This window comes from Rhodanobacter lindaniclasticus, from assembly GCF_004799035.1.
GTDB lineage: Bacteria > Pseudomonadota > Gammaproteobacteria > Xanthomonadales > Rhodanobacteraceae > Rhodanobacter > Rhodanobacter lindaniclasticus.
Genome location: NZ_MWIO01000019.1, coordinates 11,883 through 25,804, shown reverse-complemented (window position 1 = coordinate 25,804; position 13,922 = coordinate 11,883). Strand labels below are relative to the sequence as shown.

At 68.2% G+C, this 13,922-nt stretch carries 16 protein-coding genes; 9 read left to right on the top strand and 7 right to left on the bottom strand.

What is annotated here, in order from left to right; all coding sequences use genetic code 11:
* The first annotated feature begins 18 nt into the window (after positions 1-18).
* Positions 19-609 (top strand): DNA-3-methyladenine glycosylase, encoded by a 591-nt coding sequence (locus tag B1991_RS06880; RefSeq protein WP_136257984.1) that lies wholly within the window; start codon positions 19-21, stop codon positions 607-609.
* Positions 610-652: 43 nt separating this feature from the next.
* On the opposite strand, the gene B1991_RS06875 is transcribed toward B1991_RS06880, so the two are convergent.
* The 5 genes from B1991_RS06875 to B1991_RS06855 all read right to left on the bottom strand — a co-directional run bounded on the left by B1991_RS06875 (position 653) and on the right by B1991_RS06855 (position 3,769).
* On the bottom strand, positions 653-1,150 hold the full coding sequence (locus B1991_RS06875) for a hypothetical protein (RefSeq protein ID WP_136257983.1): 498 nt from the start codon (positions 1,148-1,150) through the stop codon (positions 653-655).
* A gap of 80 nt (positions 1,151-1,230) precedes the next feature.
* Entirely contained in the window at positions 1,231-1,527 is a 297-nt protein-coding gene (minE, locus tag B1991_RS06870; protein ID WP_136257982.1) for a cell division topological specificity factor MinE, read from the bottom strand.
* Between the two features lie 5 nt (positions 1,528-1,532).
* On the bottom strand, positions 1,533-2,348 hold the full coding sequence (gene minD, locus B1991_RS06865) for a septum site-determining protein MinD (RefSeq protein ID WP_136257981.1): 816 nt from the start codon (positions 2,346-2,348) through the stop codon (positions 1,533-1,535).
* Positions 2,349-2,399: 51 nt separating this feature from the next.
* Positions 2,400-3,155 (bottom strand): septum site-determining protein MinC, encoded by a 756-nt coding sequence (gene minC / locus B1991_RS06860; RefSeq protein ID WP_136257980.1) that lies wholly within the window; start codon positions 3,153-3,155, stop codon positions 2,400-2,402.
* Complete coding sequence (locus B1991_RS06855; RefSeq protein WP_136257979.1) at positions 3,152-3,769, bottom strand: GNAT family N-acetyltransferase; 618 nt, start codon at positions 3,767-3,769, stop codon at positions 3,152-3,154. The genes minC and B1991_RS06855 overlap by 4 nt, the downstream gene beginning before the upstream one ends.
* Positions 3,770-3,964: 195 nt before the next feature.
* Between B1991_RS06855 and B1991_RS06850 the strand changes: the two genes are divergently transcribed.
* From B1991_RS06850 to B1991_RS06820, 7 genes are all read left to right on the top strand, one after another.
* Positions 3,965-5,188 (top strand): sensor histidine kinase, encoded by a 1,224-nt coding sequence (locus B1991_RS06850; RefSeq protein WP_136257978.1) that lies wholly within the window; start codon positions 3,965-3,967, stop codon positions 5,186-5,188.
* A gap of 132 nt (positions 5,189-5,320) precedes the next feature.
* Complete coding sequence (locus B1991_RS06845; RefSeq protein WP_136257977.1) at positions 5,321-5,962, top strand: response regulator; 642 nt, start codon at positions 5,321-5,323, stop codon at positions 5,960-5,962.
* Between the two features lie 202 nt (positions 5,963-6,164).
* Positions 6,165-7,532 carry an SRPBCC family protein gene (locus B1991_RS06840; protein WP_136257976.1) on the top strand — a complete coding sequence of 456 codons (1,368 nt, stop codon included), beginning with the start codon at positions 6,165-6,167 and terminating at the stop codon, positions 7,530-7,532.
* Positions 7,533-7,720: 188 nt separating this feature from the next.
* On the top strand, positions 7,721-8,665 hold the full coding sequence (locus B1991_RS06835; protein ID WP_136257975.1) for an ABC transporter ATP-binding protein: 945 nt from the start codon (positions 7,721-7,723) through the stop codon (positions 8,663-8,665).
* Complete coding sequence (locus tag B1991_RS06830) at positions 8,662-9,396, top strand: ABC transporter permease subunit (RefSeq protein ID WP_136257974.1); 735 nt, start codon at positions 8,662-8,664, stop codon at positions 9,394-9,396. The genes B1991_RS06835 and B1991_RS06830 overlap by 4 nt, the downstream gene beginning before the upstream one ends.
* 3 nt (positions 9,397-9,399) lie before the next feature.
* Entirely contained in the window at positions 9,400-11,316 is a 1,917-nt protein-coding gene (locus tag B1991_RS06825) for a GldG family protein (protein WP_136257973.1), read from the top strand.
* Between the two features lie 120 nt (positions 11,317-11,436).
* Positions 11,437-12,300: a cytochrome c oxidase assembly protein gene (locus tag B1991_RS06820; RefSeq protein WP_136257972.1), complete on the top strand. Its 864-nt coding sequence runs from the start codon at positions 11,437-11,439 to the stop codon at positions 12,298-12,300.
* Positions 12,301-12,310: 10 nt separating this feature from the next.
* On the opposite strand, the gene B1991_RS06815 is transcribed toward B1991_RS06820, so the two are convergent.
* Together B1991_RS06815 and B1991_RS06810 are read right to left on the bottom strand one after the other, a co-directional pair.
* Positions 12,311-12,787: a copper chaperone PCu(A)C gene (locus B1991_RS06815; RefSeq protein ID WP_136257971.1), complete on the bottom strand. Its 477-nt coding sequence runs from the start codon at positions 12,785-12,787 to the stop codon at positions 12,311-12,313.
* On the bottom strand, positions 12,784-13,398 hold the full coding sequence (locus B1991_RS06810; RefSeq protein ID WP_136257970.1) for an SCO family protein: 615 nt from the start codon (positions 13,396-13,398) through the stop codon (positions 12,784-12,786). The genes B1991_RS06815 and B1991_RS06810 overlap by 4 nt, the downstream gene beginning before the upstream one ends.
* An 82-nt stretch (positions 13,399-13,480) precedes the next feature.
* Between B1991_RS06810 and B1991_RS06805 the strand changes: the two genes are divergently transcribed.
* The gene (locus B1991_RS06805) at positions 13,481-13,858 is read left to right on the top strand and encodes a DUF423 domain-containing protein (RefSeq protein ID WP_136257969.1); all 378 of its coding nucleotides are present in this window, start codon (positions 13,481-13,483) and stop codon (positions 13,856-13,858) included.
* Positions 13,859-13,922: the final 64 nt, after the last annotated feature.

Genomic DNA, 13,922 nt, shown 5'->3' with positions numbered 1-13,922 from the left:
CGACGTGGCTGCGTGCGCATGGCTGAGCGTGCCGCGGTGCTGGATCGCGCGTTCTACCGGCGCGATCCGCGCATGGTTGCACCGGATCTGCTGAACAAGGTGCTGCGGCATGCCGACGGCCGCAGCGGTCGCATCGTGGAAACCGAGGCCTACTGCGGCCCGACCGATCCGGCCGCGCATTCCTGGCGCGGCCGCACCGCACGCAATGCGACGATGTTCGGCCGGCCGGGGTTGCTCTATGTGTACTTCACCTACGGCATGCACTGGTGCTGCAACCCGGTCTGCGGCGAGGAGGGCGAGGGCGTGGCGGTGTTGCTGCGGGCGTTGGCGCCGCTGGACGGACTGGCCGCGATGCGCGCGGCGCGCCCCGCTTGCCGCAGCGATCGCGACTTGTGCCGTGGGCCGGCGCGGCTGTGCCAGGCGATGGGCATCGACCGGGCGCAGGACGGGATCGACCTCGTCGATGGCGCCGGCGGCTTCAGCATCGTCGACGATGGCGTGCCGCCACCGCTTGCACCCGTGGCCACGACGCGCGTCGGCATCACCCGTGCGGTCGACGAGCCGTGGCGCTGGTACGTGCCGGGCGACCCGCACGTCTCGCGCCGTTGAGGGGCGCGATTGCGGCCGCGGACACGGGTCCGGGATTCGCGGCTCAGGCGTGGGGCAGGTTGCGTGACTTGAGGAAGTCGCGCGCATTTTCGGCGTCGTGCTCGAACCACGCGCGGGTGGAACCCAGCCGGAACGAATAGCCCCAGGCGTCCATGTCGCGCATCAGGCGCTCGCGGCCCACGCCGGGCAGTCCGTCGGCCAGCACGATCTGCAGGTAGCAGGTGGCGTCTTCTTCCTCGATCGAATCGGTGGCGTCGGTGTGGACGTCCGGACGTCTGTTTGCCGGCAGCACGATCAGGTGGCCGGCCTCGTGCAGCAGCGAGTGTACCGGGGTGTCGTCGCGGGCGTAGACGGTAGTACCGATGATGCCGGCCTCCTCGTCACCCCAGAAGCTGCCGGGGATCGCTTCGCCTGGTGCCACGTGCCGGAGCTGCAGGCCGAAGCGATCGAGCAGCGCCGCAGGCGCGTCGAATCCGACGTCGGCCATGCGCAGCACGCTGCGGGTCGGGTCGCCGGGAGGTGACGGAGTGTCGGGATGCATGATCGTGCGCGAGGCGCGGGCGGTTGTCGCGGGATGGGGCCGCAGGTGCGGCAATGCGAAAAAAACCGGCTGGCCGCGGCTCAGCCGGTCTTGGCTTCGTCCTTGTTGTCGCCCTTGGCCGCCTGCTTGCCCTCCGGCAGGGTGACCGAGAGCTCCAGGATCTCGTGGCCGCTGTCGCGCTCGAAATTGATGTTGATCGCATCGAGGTCGACGTGGACGTATTTCTTGATCACCTCGAGCAGCTCGTTGCGCATCATCGGCAGGTAGTCCGGCGCGCCACGGGTGGAGCGCTCCTGCGCCACGATGATGCGCAGGCGCTCGCGCGCCACGCTGGCGGTGGCTTCGGGTTTGCGCTTCAGGAAATCGAGTATGCCCATCGTGATCAGCCTCCGAACACGCGCTGGAGAAAGCCCTTCTTCGGCACGTCGACGAAGCGCAGCGGGCGCTCCTCGCCGAGAATGCGGGCGACGGTGTCGCTGTAGGCCTGGCCGGCCTGCGAGTTGGCGTCGACGATCACCGGGATGCCGTTGTTGGAGGCGGTCAGCACGTTCTCCGATTCCGGGATCACGCCGACCACCTCGATGCCGAGGATTTCCTCCACGTCCTTCACGCTGAGCATCTCGCCGATGGCCACGCGTGCGGGGTTGTAGCGGGTCAGCAACAGGTGCTGGGTGATCGGCGGCTCGCCTTTCTCGGCGCGCCGGGTCTTGCTGGCCAGCAGGCCGAGGATGCGATCCGAATCGCGCACCGAGGACACTTCCGGGTTGACCACCACCACCGCGTGGTCCGCGAAGTACATCGCCAGGTGGGCGCCCTTCTCGATGCCGGCGGGGGAGTCGCACACCACGTAGTCGAAGCCCTCCTCGGACAGGCCCTCGAGCACCTTCTCGACGCCTTCCTGGGTCAGCGCGTCCTTGTCGCGGGTCTGGCTGGCCGCCAGCACGTAGAGGTTGTCGTAGCGCTTGTCCTTGATCAGCGATTGCTTGAGCGTGGCCTCGCCGTGCACGACGTTGACGAAGTCGTACACCACGCGCCGTTCGCAGCCCATGATCAGGTCGAGGTTGCGCAAGCCGACGTCGAAGTCGATCACCGCGACTTTCTTGCCGGCCATGGCCAGGCCGGTGGCGAGCGAGGCGCTGGTCGTCGTCTTGCCGACGCCGCCTTTGCCGGAGGTGACAACGATAATCTCAGCAGTCAAGGGCCCATCTCCGCGTGGTTGTTCTTGTTGTACAGGACGTGTGGTGAACGATCACAGCCTGGCGATCAGCAGCTTTTCGCCTTCCAGCCAGCATTGCACGGATTGACCTTCGAGTTCGGGCGGAATCTGCTCGAACACGCGGTATTGCCCGGCGATCGCGACCAGTTCGGCACGGAAGCCGGAGACGAAGATGCGCGCCTTCTCGTCGCCTTGCGCGCCAGCCATGGCGCGCCCGCGCAGGCCCCCGTAGATATGGATGTTGCCGTCGGCGATCACCTCCGCGCCGTTGGCGACGGTACCGGTGACGATCAGGTCGCAGTCGCGCGCGTAGACCTGCTGGCCGGAGCGCACCGCGCCGATGTGGTGCTCGGTGCTTTGCCGGTTGCCGGCGGCAGGGGCGGAGAGGATCGGCTCGGGCGGCGGCGCCGGTTCGGTGCGCGCCGGCTGGGTCACCGCGGCCGCGGCCGGCTCGTACGCCGCGCGGAACTTGGCGATCAGCGGCAGGCCCATGCGCTTGGCCAGCGCCTCGGTCTCGCTGGTGCCGTAGGCCAGGCCCACCGGCAGCATGCCGGCGCTGCGCACGGCTTCGAGCAGGGCGTCGACCGCGCCGTCGTCGGGCAGGCTCGACAGATGGCTCAGGTCCAGCACCACGGCGGCGCGGGCGAACATCTGCGGCGCGGCGCGCACGCGGCGTTCGAGTTCGTCGCACAGCGCGGCGGCGTCGACCCGACGCACGCGCACGCAGGCGATGCCGACCTGGCCGAAGCGCAGGTCGCAGGCGTCGGTGGTTTCGGCGCGGGCGTTCACGAACGGCGCTCCCCGACAGCGCGGCGCTGACTGCCGCTGCCGTGCGGCAGTTCGCGTTCGGCCAGCCAGGGCGCGTCGGGCAGGCCGCCGTGCTCCAGCCAGGTGTCGCGGACGTAGGCAAAGCTGGGCAGGTCCTTCGCCAGCAGGCTGACCTGCGGACCGTCGGGTCCCATCTTCTGCTGGTCGACCTCCTGGAAGCCGTAGGTGCCGTGGAACAGCACCACCACGTCGTCGCGCGGCTCCAGGAACACCTCGCAGGTCAGCAGCGGCACGCGCACTTCGGCGTAGCTGTGCACGTCGCTGTAGAAGATGCGGCCCAGGCCGTGGCGCCGGTAGGCGTTGGCGATCACGATGCGGTCGATGTAGACGAATTGCGGGTAATGCGCCGAGAACCAGCGGTAGTTCGGGCTGTCGTAGTCGAGCCCTTCGCGCAGGGCGATCAGGAAACCGGCCATGTTGCCGTCGATCTCGGCGACGCGGAAGTAGTTCGCGTGCTCGAAGAAGTAGCGCAACTGGCCGGCATCGAGGGTGAGGATGGAGCGACCGGCGGCGTTGTTGAGCGCCAGCACGGCATCCAGGTCGTGCTCGCGCACGTCGCGGATGGCAAGGGCCATTCGTTGCTCCGCAATGGTGGAATCAGGACGGGGACCGATGACTCGACCCCGGGACGGCGCATTATGCCATGCGGTCATCGTGCTGGCATCAGTGCCGGCACATGTAAAGCCGGTGTAAAGCGATGTCGGGATGGTTCTGCCGGGGGTGACTTCCCGCGCATTGCGCGGGCTTCGTGCTCCCCTATGATGCCGGTCATGCAACTGTCCAACTTCAACCACGTGCGGCTGCTGCGCTACGCCGGCCTGTTCACCTACCTGTGCGTGGGTACGCCGCTGATCACCAGCTGGGCGGCCGAGCGGGTGAGCCTGCTGCACCGGCCGAACCTGGCGCTGCTGATGTGGACGCTGTGCTACTTGCTGTTCGGGCTGCTGTACTGGGCGGTCACCAGCAACCTCGGCCAGCGCCGTTACCAGGGCCTGCGCCTGACCGGACTGGTGGCGATGAGCATCTTCGCGATGGCGGTGGGCTGGTACAGCCACAGCGGCCTGTCGGCGATGCTGATGGCGATCAGCGCGGTGGCGCTGCCGTGGCTGCTGCCGGTGTGGCTGGGCGTGCTGTGCATCGTGCTGCAGAACCTGAGCCTGGTCGCGGTGTTCGTGAACTTCCCCGAATACGACCACAGCGTCGGTCTGGCCTTTCTGCAGACCAGCATCTACCTGGGCATCTCGGCGCTGACCTACATCGCCTCGCTGGCCACCAGCCAGCAGGCCGAGCAGAGCGACGTGCAGCGCCGGCTGAATTCCGAGCTGCGCACTACGCGGGCGCTGCTGGCCGAATCCAGCCGCATCGCCGAGCGCATGCGCATCGCGCGTGACCTGCACGACCTGATCGGCCATCACCTCACCGCGCTCAGCCTGAACCTGGAAGTGGCCTGCCACCTCACCAACGAGGCGGCCGCGGCGCATGTGCGCAAGGCGCAGAGCACGGCCAAGCTGCTGCTGGCCGACGTGCGCGAGGTGGTCAGCGAGTTGCGCCAGGACGACTCGATCGACCTGACCCAGGCACTGCGTGGCCTGACCGAGGGCGTGCCCGGCCTGAACGTGCACGTGGCGATGCCGCCGCGCTTCAGCGTGGAAGATCCGCAGCGCGCCCAGGTGCTGCTGCGTTGCGCCCAGGAAATCGTCACCAATACCGCGCGCCACGCGGGCGCGCGCAACCTGTGGCTGAATTTTGCCTACGCCGACGCCGGCCAGCTGGGGCTGCACGCGCGCGACGATGGTCGCGGTGCCGACAACGTGGCCGAGGGCAACGGCCTGTCCGGCATGCGCGAGCGCCTGGCCGAGTTCGGTGGCAGCGTGTCGCTGGACGCCGGCCTGAGCCGCGGCTTCGCGCTTACCGTACGGCTGCCACTGGGCGAGCAGGATGCGCTGGCCCACACGCCTTCGCGGTTCGAGCCGCCGGCGCTGGATGTTTCGTAGGCGGCCACGGCAGTCGCCGCCGATCCTGCCGCGCGGCTCCGGTCGCCGGCGGCCGGAGCCGTGCAACAATACGGCTCTTCCCCAGGGGCACCACCCAGCCAGCCGTCAGTCAACCATGACCGAGGATCCCCGATGATCTCCATTTGTCTCGTCGACGATCAGAACCTGGTGCGGCAGGGCGTCCGCTCGCTGCTGGACCTGGCCGAGGACATCCGCGTGGTGGCCGAATGTGCCGACGGCGCCCAGGCCCTGCTGGAAGTCCCGCGGATCAAGCCCGACGTGATGCTGCTGGACCTGCGCATGCCGAACATGAGCGGGCTGGAAGTGCTGCAGGCGCTGTCGGCGCGCAACGAATTGCCGCCCACCATCATCCTGACCACCTTCGACGACGATCAGCTGGTGCTGCAGGGCCTCAAGGCCGGTGCGCGCGGCTATCTGCTGAAGGACGTTTCGCTGGAGCAGCTGGTCGAGGCGGTGCGCACGGTGGCCGCCGGCGGTTCGCTGGTGGCGCCGATGGTCACCCAGCGCCTGATGGCCGGCGTGGCGCGGATGCAGAACCAGTTCACCAGCCTCGAACAGCCCGACCCGCTGACCGAGCGCGAGACCGAGATCCTGCGCCTGCTGTCCGGCGGCTACAGCAACAAGGAGATCGCCAACTCGCTGAAGGTGGCCGAGGGTACGGTCAAGAACCACGTCTCCAACATCCTTTCCAAGCTTGGCGTGCGTGATCGCACCCGGGCCGTGCTGAAGGCGCTGGAATTGGGGATCGTGTGAGCCGCGCAAACGCTGCGGGGCCTGCGCGGGGGCGCTCTGGCGGGCGTGGCAGAAGCTGTAGCGGGCGGATAGCGTTCGAGCTCGCGAGCAAGTAACATCGGCGGCTTCGGCGTTTGCCGACCCCCGCTGCTGCCCTCTGGGCCCGCGCGGCTGTTGGGGCACACTCAAGGTATGGCGTACAGACGCTTCGGAGAACTCTGGAATGATGCGTGTCTTTGAATTTCTGGTTGCCCTGGTCATCGTCGCGGTGATTGGCGTGGTGGCGGGGGTGGTCATGCCCTCCAGCGGGCACGTCGAGCGCTCGCAGGTCGTCGGCAAGGACATGCGTCAGGTGTACGACCTGCTGAACAACTTCCGGCGCTTCCCGGATTACTCAGTGCTGCGTTCGCAGGACAGCGGCGTGCAGTTCAAGTTCTCCGGCAAGGCATACGGCCCGGGCGCCGAGATCAGCTGGACCAGCACCGATCCCAAGCTGGGTGACGGCGGCCTGACCATCGCCAGCGCCACGCCGCAGTTCGACCAGATCGACAGCAACACCCAGGACGCCGCGATCATCTGGAACCTGGACAACAACTGGCGCGGGCTGGACAAGCATTTCACGCTCGACCTCGAGCGCCAGGGCCATGGCCGCCTGACCCAGATCACTTGGTCGTACGACGTGCAGTACGGCTGGAACCTGATCAACCGCTTCGCCAACCTGTACATCCACGGCGACCCGGACTCGTTCATCCAGTTCAGCCTGAACAACCTGCAGAACGTGCTGGCCGGTGTGGCCAACGTCGACTACAGCGACCTGATGCCGCGCATCGCCCAGTCGCAGCCAACCCCGGTGCTGTTCGTCACGCGCCACATCGACCGCAGCAAGGGCGGCTCCGAAGTGCTTGACGACATCCTGGCCCAGTCGGATGCCGAGCTGAGGGCGCAGGCCAAGAAGCTGGGCGTGAACGTCACTGGCCCGTCGATCCTGTTCATCACCAACTACGGCGATCCGGATTTCGATTTCGACGTGGCGCTGCCGATCGATTCCAGCACGTTGACCATCAACGGCCAGAGCGAGCAGCTGACCGCCCCGGTTGCGCCTTCGCTGGACGCCGCCGCCGCCGCGGAGCCGGCACCGTCGGCTTCCGCCGCTGCTGCGGCCGCCGCCGCGGCCACGGCCGGTACCCGCGACCGCTTCGGCAACCTGGTGGTGGAAGGTGACGTGCGCGCGATGATGGCCTTCGGTGGTGCCACGCTGCAGGGCGTCTGGGAAGGCACCTTCAACGGCGTGCCGCAGACCGTGAAGATGCTCACCGCCTATGCGCAGACGCACGGCTACCAGTTCGACAGCACGGTGAATCCGCCGTACGACATCGTGGTCACGCCGGAGGTGAAGGATTCCACCGGTGCGATCACCAGCTACGCACGCCACCAGGTGTCGCTGCCGCTGACCAATGCGCCGGCGCAGACGCCGGAGCAGGAAGCCGGCCTGTTGCCGTCCGAGCAGAACGGCGCACCGGCGGCCGGCGCCTCGGCACCGGCACCGGCCGGTTCCAGCGCACCCGCCGAGCCCGCTTCCGCCGGCGAATAAGCCACGCGTGGTGGCTCGATGAAAGGCCCTTTCGTGACGAGAGGGCCTTTTTCTTGCACGACATCGGCATGGCGCGGCGGGCCGGCGCCCGGTCGCGCCGGTCTTGCGGTACATTGCCCGGACACTCCGGCGCCCCGACTGGCCGGCGGCCAGCGCGTCGCCAGCCTGGCCCCAGCCCGCCCGCGGACATGATCGAAACCGACAAGCTCACCCGATGCTACGGCAACCTCACGGCGGTGGATGCATTGAGCATCCGCGTCGAGCCGGGCCAGGTGCTGGGGCTGCTGGGCCCCAACGGCGCCGGCAAATCCACCGCCATGCGCATGATCGCCGGCTTCCTGGTGCCGACCTCGGGCAGCGCGCGGGTGTGCGGCTACGACGCGATGCGCGAACCGCTCAAGGCCAAGCGCGCGCTGGGCTACCTGCCCGAGGGCGCGCCCAGTTACGGCGAGATGACCGTGCGCGAGTTCCTGCAGTTCATCGTGCGCATCCGCGGGCTGCGCGGCGAGGCGGGCTATCGGCGCATGGACGCGGTGGTGCAGCAACTGCAGCTCGACGAGGTGCTGGGGTTGGGCATCGACACGCTGTCCAAGGGGCTGCGCCGACGCGTGGGCCTGGCCCAGGCGATCCTGCATGACCCGCCGGTGCTGATGCTGGACGAGCCCACCGACGGCCTCGATCCGAACCAGAAACACGCGGTGCGCCAGCTGATCGACATGATGGCGCGCGACCGCACGATCCTGATCTCCACCCACCTGCTGGAAGAGGTGCACGCGCTGTGCAACCGGGTGGTGATCATCGCCCGCGGCAAGCTGCTGGCGGATGCCACGCCGGCCGAACTGGAGGCGCGCTCGCGCTATCACGGCGCGGTGTCGTTCAGTGCGCCGGGCAGCGGCATGTCGCAGGAAATGCTGGGCCGGCTGCCGCAGGTGGCCGGAGTCGAGATCGATCCGCTGGACGGGCGCATCACGGTGTTCCCCAAGCCGGGCGCACGCATCCTCGAACCGGTCGAGCGGCTGTTGCGCGAGCAGGGGCTTGAGGTCTCCGAGATCCAGCTCGAACGCGGCCGCCTCGACGAGGTGTTCCGCCAGATCACCAGCGGCGACGACGCCAGCCGCGGGGTGGCTGCATGAGCCCCGTCGGCGCGGTCATGCGACGCGAGCTGGGCAGTTACTTCGTGACGCCGGTGGCCTACGTCTTCCTGGTGATCTTCCTGGTGCTCGCGGGCATCCTCACCTTCTACGTCGGCGATTTCTACGAACGGGGGCAGGCCGACCTGCAGCCGTTCTTCGTGATGCATCCGTGGCTGTACCTGATCCTGGTGCCCGCGATCACCATGCGCATGTGGGCCGAGGAGGCCAAGGGCGGCACGCTGGAGCTGCTGCTGACCCTGCCGCTGACGCTGTGGCAGGCGATGCTGGGCAAGTTCCTCGCCGCCTGGCTGTTCATCGGGCTGGCGTTGGGGCTGACCTTCCCGATCTGGATCACCGTCAACTACCTGGGCGCGCCGGACAACGGCGTGATCCTGGCCGGCTACCTGGGCAGCTGGCTGATGGCCGGCAACTTCATCGCCATCGGGGCGTGCCTGTCGGCGCTGACGCGCAGCCAGGTGGTGGCCTTCATCCTGACCGCGCTGGTCTGCGTGCTGCTGATCCTGGCCGGTCAGCCGCAGGTGCTGGACTTCTTCCAGGGTGCGCTGCCCCGGCGCCTGATCAACGCCGTGGCGCATCTTTCGATGCTGCGCCATTTCGAGGCGATCTCGCGCGGCGTGCTCGACCTGCGCGACCTGCTGTACTTCGTGCTCAGCACGTTGGGCTGGCTGATCGCCGGCGTGTTGCTGCTCGACCTCAAACGGACGCGCTGACCGATGCCCCGCCTGCGCCTGCCCCGGTCGTTCACCACGCCCCTGCACCTGACCCGCAGCAGCTGGCTGTACGCCGGCCTGGTGACGCTGGTGCTGGTGATGGTGCCACTGGTGGTGGCCAGCAGCCGCTGGCTGCATGCCACGCGGATCGACCTGACCGCCGACCAGCTCTACACGCTCACGCCAGGCACGCGGCACATTGTCGACAGCCTGCAACGGCCGCTGCAGCTGACCCTGTACTTCTCCGAACACGCTACCCGCGACCTGCCCAAGCTGCGCAGCTACGAGCAGCGCGTCAACGAGATGCTGCAGGAGATGGTGGCGCGCTCGCACGGGCGCATCCGCCTGCGCGTCATCGACCCGGTGCCCTATTCGGACGACGAGGCCGGTGCGGAGGGCAGCGGGCTGATTGCCGCCAATGGCGGCAGCAACGGCGAGCGGGTGTTCTTCGGACTGGCCGGCAGCGTCATGCCGCCGGGCGAGCCGCATGGTGCGGAAGACGAGGCCGCGGCGGAAAAATCGCTCTCGATCGCGTTCTTCGATCCCTCGCGCGAGACCTTTCTCGAATACGACATCGCCAAGCTGCTGTACGAGCTGAACCAGGTGCGCAAGCCGGCGATCGGCGTGCTCGGTTCGCTGCCGGTGCAGGGCGACCTGGCGCTGGGCGAACAGCCATGGGCGGTGATGCAGCAGCTGAGCCAGCTGTTCGAGCTGAAGACGCTCGACGCGACGACGCTGCAGCACGTGGATGACCAATTGAAGGTGTTGCTGCTGATCCACCCCAAGGAGCTGCCGCAAGCGGCGCAATACGCGATCGACCAGTATGTGATGCGTGGCGGCCACCTGGTCGTGTTCGTCGACCCGGATGCCGAGCTCGACGCCACGCCGTTCACCCCCGGGATCAGCGGCTTGCCCGCCCACGCGTCGGACCTGCCTCGGCTGTTCGCCGCGTGGGGCGTGGAATACCAGCCGGGGCAGGTGGTACTGGATCGCAGCCGTGGCCTGCAGATCGAGCTGGCCGGCAGCAGCCTCAACCATCCGGCGATGCTCGGGCTGGGCGACCAGGAGCTCAACCGCAACGACCCGGTGACCGCCAGCCTGCAGCGCATCAACGTTTCCAGCATCGGCCATTTCGATCTCGCGCGCACCGCCCGCACGCGCCTGATCCCGCTGTTGCAGAGCAGCGCCGACGCCGAGCAGGTGCCGGTCCAGCGGGTCACCGATGCCAGCAGCGACCCCACCAGCCTGCTCGAAGGTTACAAGGCGGACAACGTGCACTACGTGCTGGCAGCGCGGCTGCGCGGCACCTTCGCCAGCGCCTTCCCGGAGAAGGCGAACGAACCGGGTCATCGCGCCCATTCGGCGCCCGACGCCGAGGTAGTGCTGATCGCCGACACCGACGTGCTCAGCGACCGACTGTGGGTGGAGCCGCAGACCATGCTGGGCCAGGCCATGGTGCGGATCTTCGCCAACAACGGGGATTTCATCACCAATCTGGTGGACAACCTCAGCGGCTCCTCGGCGCTGCTGTCGATCCGCGCGCGCTCCACCTCGCAACGACCGTTCACCCGGGTGCAGGCGCTGCGCAACGTGGCGGACCAGAAGTTCCTGCAGAAGGAACAGGAGCTGGAGAAGGAGCTGGCCGATACCCGCCGCCGACTGGACGAACTGCAGCCGGCCAAGGGCGTGCGCTCGAGCACGGTCACCCCCGAACAGCGCCGCGAGATCGAGCAGTTCCGCCAGCGCCAGCTTGCCATCAACAAGGAGCTGCGCGACGTGCAGCACCAGCTCAACGCCGAGATCGACGCGCTGGGCCTGCGCGTGAAGGTGATCAACATCGTGCTGGTGCCTGCGCTGGTGGTGCTGATCGGTCTGCTGTACGGCTGGCGCCGCACCCGCCACAGCCGGCGTCGACGCTGATGGCGGCAATCTGCCGCAAGCGGCCGTCCGCGGCAGGGCAGACGTCACCGGTGCGGCGCACTATGCTGGGCGGTGGTCGCCGGTCATGCCGGCGCTGACGGACGTGGAAGCAGGCCGATCGTGATTGCAACGCTGTTGAAATGGGTGGTGCCTTGGGAGTTTTCGTGGCTGTTCCTGGCCACGTTCGTGCTGGCCTGCGTGCTGTACTGGCGTGGCAGCCGCCGCTTGCAGGTGCCGCTCAGCCGCCGGCTGGCGTTCTGGATCGGCATGGCGATCATCTACCTGTCGCTGCACACCTATCTTGATTACTACGCCGAGCATGAGTTCTTCATGCATCGCCTGCAGCAGTTGCTGCTGCATCATCTGGCGCCGCTGCTGATCGTCATCGCCTATCCGGCCAGCGCGCTGCGCGCCGGCCTGCCGCTGGCGTGGCGAACGCGATGGCTGCGGCCGCTGCAGCAGTCGTGGCCTTGGCGGTCGGTGATGGGCGTGCTGCTGAACCCCACGATCGTCACCGTGCTGTTCGTGGTGTTCGTGCTGATCTGGCTGATCCCGAGCCTGCAGACGCTGGCGATGCTGGACTGGCGCGTATACCGCTTCATGAACTGGACGATGCTGCTCAGCGGCTTCAGCTACTGGGCGCTGGTGCTCGATCACCGCCCGCATCCGCCGGGGCGGATGGTGGCGGGCATGCGCGTGCTGTCGCCGGCGATCACCATGACGCCGCAGATCCTGGCCGGCGCGATCATCACGTTCTCGCGCACGGATCTCTACCCGATCTTCGAGATCTGCGGCCGCGCGTTCACCTTCAACGTGTTGACCGGGCAGATGGTGGGCGGCCTGATCACCTGGGTGCCGGCGGCGCTGATCGAATCGGTCGGCGGCCTGATCGCGCTGCGCCACTGGATGCGGCTGTCACGCAACGGGCGCCTCCCGCGCAAGCCGCTGCAGTCGGCGGTGATTGCCGGCAGCGCGCACGACTGAGCCGGTTCGGTCAGTGCCCGGAATGGGCGGGTGCGGGTGCCTCGTCGCCCAGCGCATTGGCGGGGCGGGCGAGAAAGTCGACCGGCAGGCTGCTGCCGTCGTCGAATTGCAGTTGCAGTTGCACCTGATTGCCGGGCAACACCGCCGCGGCCGGTTTCATCAGCATCAGGTGGTAGCCACCGGGAGCCAGCACGACACTGCCGTGCGCGGGAATCGGCAACGACTCGACCATCGCCATGCGGCTCACGCCGCCCTGGGTCGAGCTGTGGTGCAACATCACTTCCGCGTATGCCGTGCTGCGCGCGCCGGTCAGCGCAACCGGCTGGTCGCCGCGGTTTTCCAGCGTGACGTAACCGCCGGCCGGCAACGCGCCGGGCAACACGCGAATCCAGGCGTGGCTGGCGTGCACCTGGTCGGCGGCCGCGGCATGCACGCCGGCGGCCAGCGACAGTCCGGCGAGCAGGGCGAACAGGCGGGCGTGCTTCATGTCGGTGCTCCCTGGTCGAGCAGCAGTTGCAGGTCGTGCACCAGATCGTCCTGCTTGTCGGCAGGGGTATACAGCACGCGCGGGTTGCCGTCGCGGTCGAACACGTAGATCGCCGAGCTGTGGCTCACCTCGTAGTTGCCGTCCTTGCCGGACGGCTCGCGGGTGAACGCGGAACGGTAGCGCTTGACCAGCGCCTCGACCGCGCGCGGCGTGCCGGTGAGGCCGATCGCGTGCTTGTCGAAGGCGTTGACGTAGCCGTGCAGCACGGCCGGCGTGTCCCGCGCCGGGTCGACGCTGACGAACAGTATGCGCGCGCCGTCAGCCTGTGCGCCCAGCTTCTTCATCACCACGTGCAGCTGGGCCATGGTCAGCGGGCAGACGTCCGGGCAATGGGTATAGCCGAAGAACAGCAACACCACCTTGCCGCGGTAGTCCACGGCGGACACCGGCTTGTTCTCGTCGCTGGTCAGGTTGAACTCGAGCTGCGGCATGTGGCCGGTGAGGTCGGTCAGGCGGAACGGCAGCGGCGTCGCGCCGTGGCAACCGGCGAGCAGCACGCCGGCGACCAGCAGCGCGAGCAGGGCGGCAAGGCGGGTGCGGGGTGACTTCATGCGAGAATCCTGCAGCTTCATCCGTTCAAGCATACGACACCGGCCGCGCCACCGCGCCGACGGTGCGGGAGATTCGCCGCCGATGCGACAACCTGCCCACCTCGCCACGGCCTTGCTGGTCGGTATCGCCGGCGCCAGCGCAGTGCTGCTGGGCGCGTTCGGCGCGCATGCCTTGCGTGGCGTGCTGGACGCCCGCACCGTCGAGCTGTGGCATACCGCGGTGGAATACCACGCCTGGCACGCGCTGGCCTTGGCGCTCGCCGTGGCGCTCGGCCGCGGCCGCGGCGCGCGCGTGGCGAGGGCGGCGTTTGCCGCGGGCATCGTGCTGTTCAGTGGCAGCCTGTACGCGCTCGCACTGGGGGCGCCGCGCTGGGTCGGGATCATCACGCCGTTCGGCGGGCTGGCCTTCGTGGTCGGCTGGCTGGCGCTGGGCTGGGCGCTGCGTCCGCGTCACGAATAGTGTCGGCAAGTGTCATGCGGCGGTCATCGTCGACGGCGATGGTGGCGGCATGGACATGCGCATA

What these genes read in the sequence shown, in the direction of transcription:
- B1991_RS06845 (WP_136257977.1), top strand. Translation starts at nt 5,321, where the DNA reads ATGATCTCCATTTGTCTCGTCGACGATCAGAACCTGGTGCGGCAGGGC.
- B1991_RS06840 (WP_136257976.1), top strand. Translation starts at nt 6,165, where the DNA reads ATGATGCGTGTCTTTGAATTTCTGGTTGCCCTGGTCATCGTCGCGGTG.
- B1991_RS06875 (WP_136257983.1), bottom strand. Translation starts at nt 1,150, where the DNA reads ATGCATCCCGACACTCCGTCACCTCCCGGCGACCCGACCCGCAGCGTG.
- B1991_RS06815 (WP_136257971.1), bottom strand. Translation starts at nt 12,787, where the DNA reads ATGAAGCACGCCCGCCTGTTCGCCCTGCTCGCCGGACTGTCGCTGGCC.
- B1991_RS06825 (WP_136257973.1), top strand. Translation starts at nt 9,400, where the DNA reads ATGCCCCGCCTGCGCCTGCCCCGGTCGTTCACCACGCCCCTGCACCTG.
- B1991_RS06880 (WP_136257984.1), top strand. Translation starts at nt 19, where the DNA reads ATGGCTGAGCGTGCCGCGGTGCTGGATCGCGCGTTCTACCGGCGCGAT.
- B1991_RS06850 (WP_136257978.1), top strand. Translation starts at nt 3,965, where the DNA reads ATGCAACTGTCCAACTTCAACCACGTGCGGCTGCTGCGCTACGCCGGC.
- B1991_RS06835 (WP_136257975.1), top strand. Translation starts at nt 7,721, where the DNA reads ATGATCGAAACCGACAAGCTCACCCGATGCTACGGCAACCTCACGGCG.
- B1991_RS06810 (WP_136257970.1), bottom strand. Translation starts at nt 13,398, where the DNA reads ATGAAGTCACCCCGCACCCGCCTTGCCGCCCTGCTCGCGCTGCTGGTC.
- B1991_RS06830 (WP_136257974.1), top strand. Translation starts at nt 8,662, where the DNA reads ATGAGCCCCGTCGGCGCGGTCATGCGACGCGAGCTGGGCAGTTACTTC.
- B1991_RS06805 (WP_136257969.1), top strand. Translation starts at nt 13,481, where the DNA reads ATGCGACAACCTGCCCACCTCGCCACGGCCTTGCTGGTCGGTATCGCC.
- minE (WP_136257982.1), bottom strand. Translation starts at nt 1,527, where the DNA reads ATGGGCATACTCGATTTCCTGAAGCGCAAACCCGAAGCCACCGCCAGC.
- B1991_RS06855 (WP_136257979.1), bottom strand. Translation starts at nt 3,769, where the DNA reads ATGGCCCTTGCCATCCGCGACGTGCGCGAGCACGACCTGGATGCCGTG.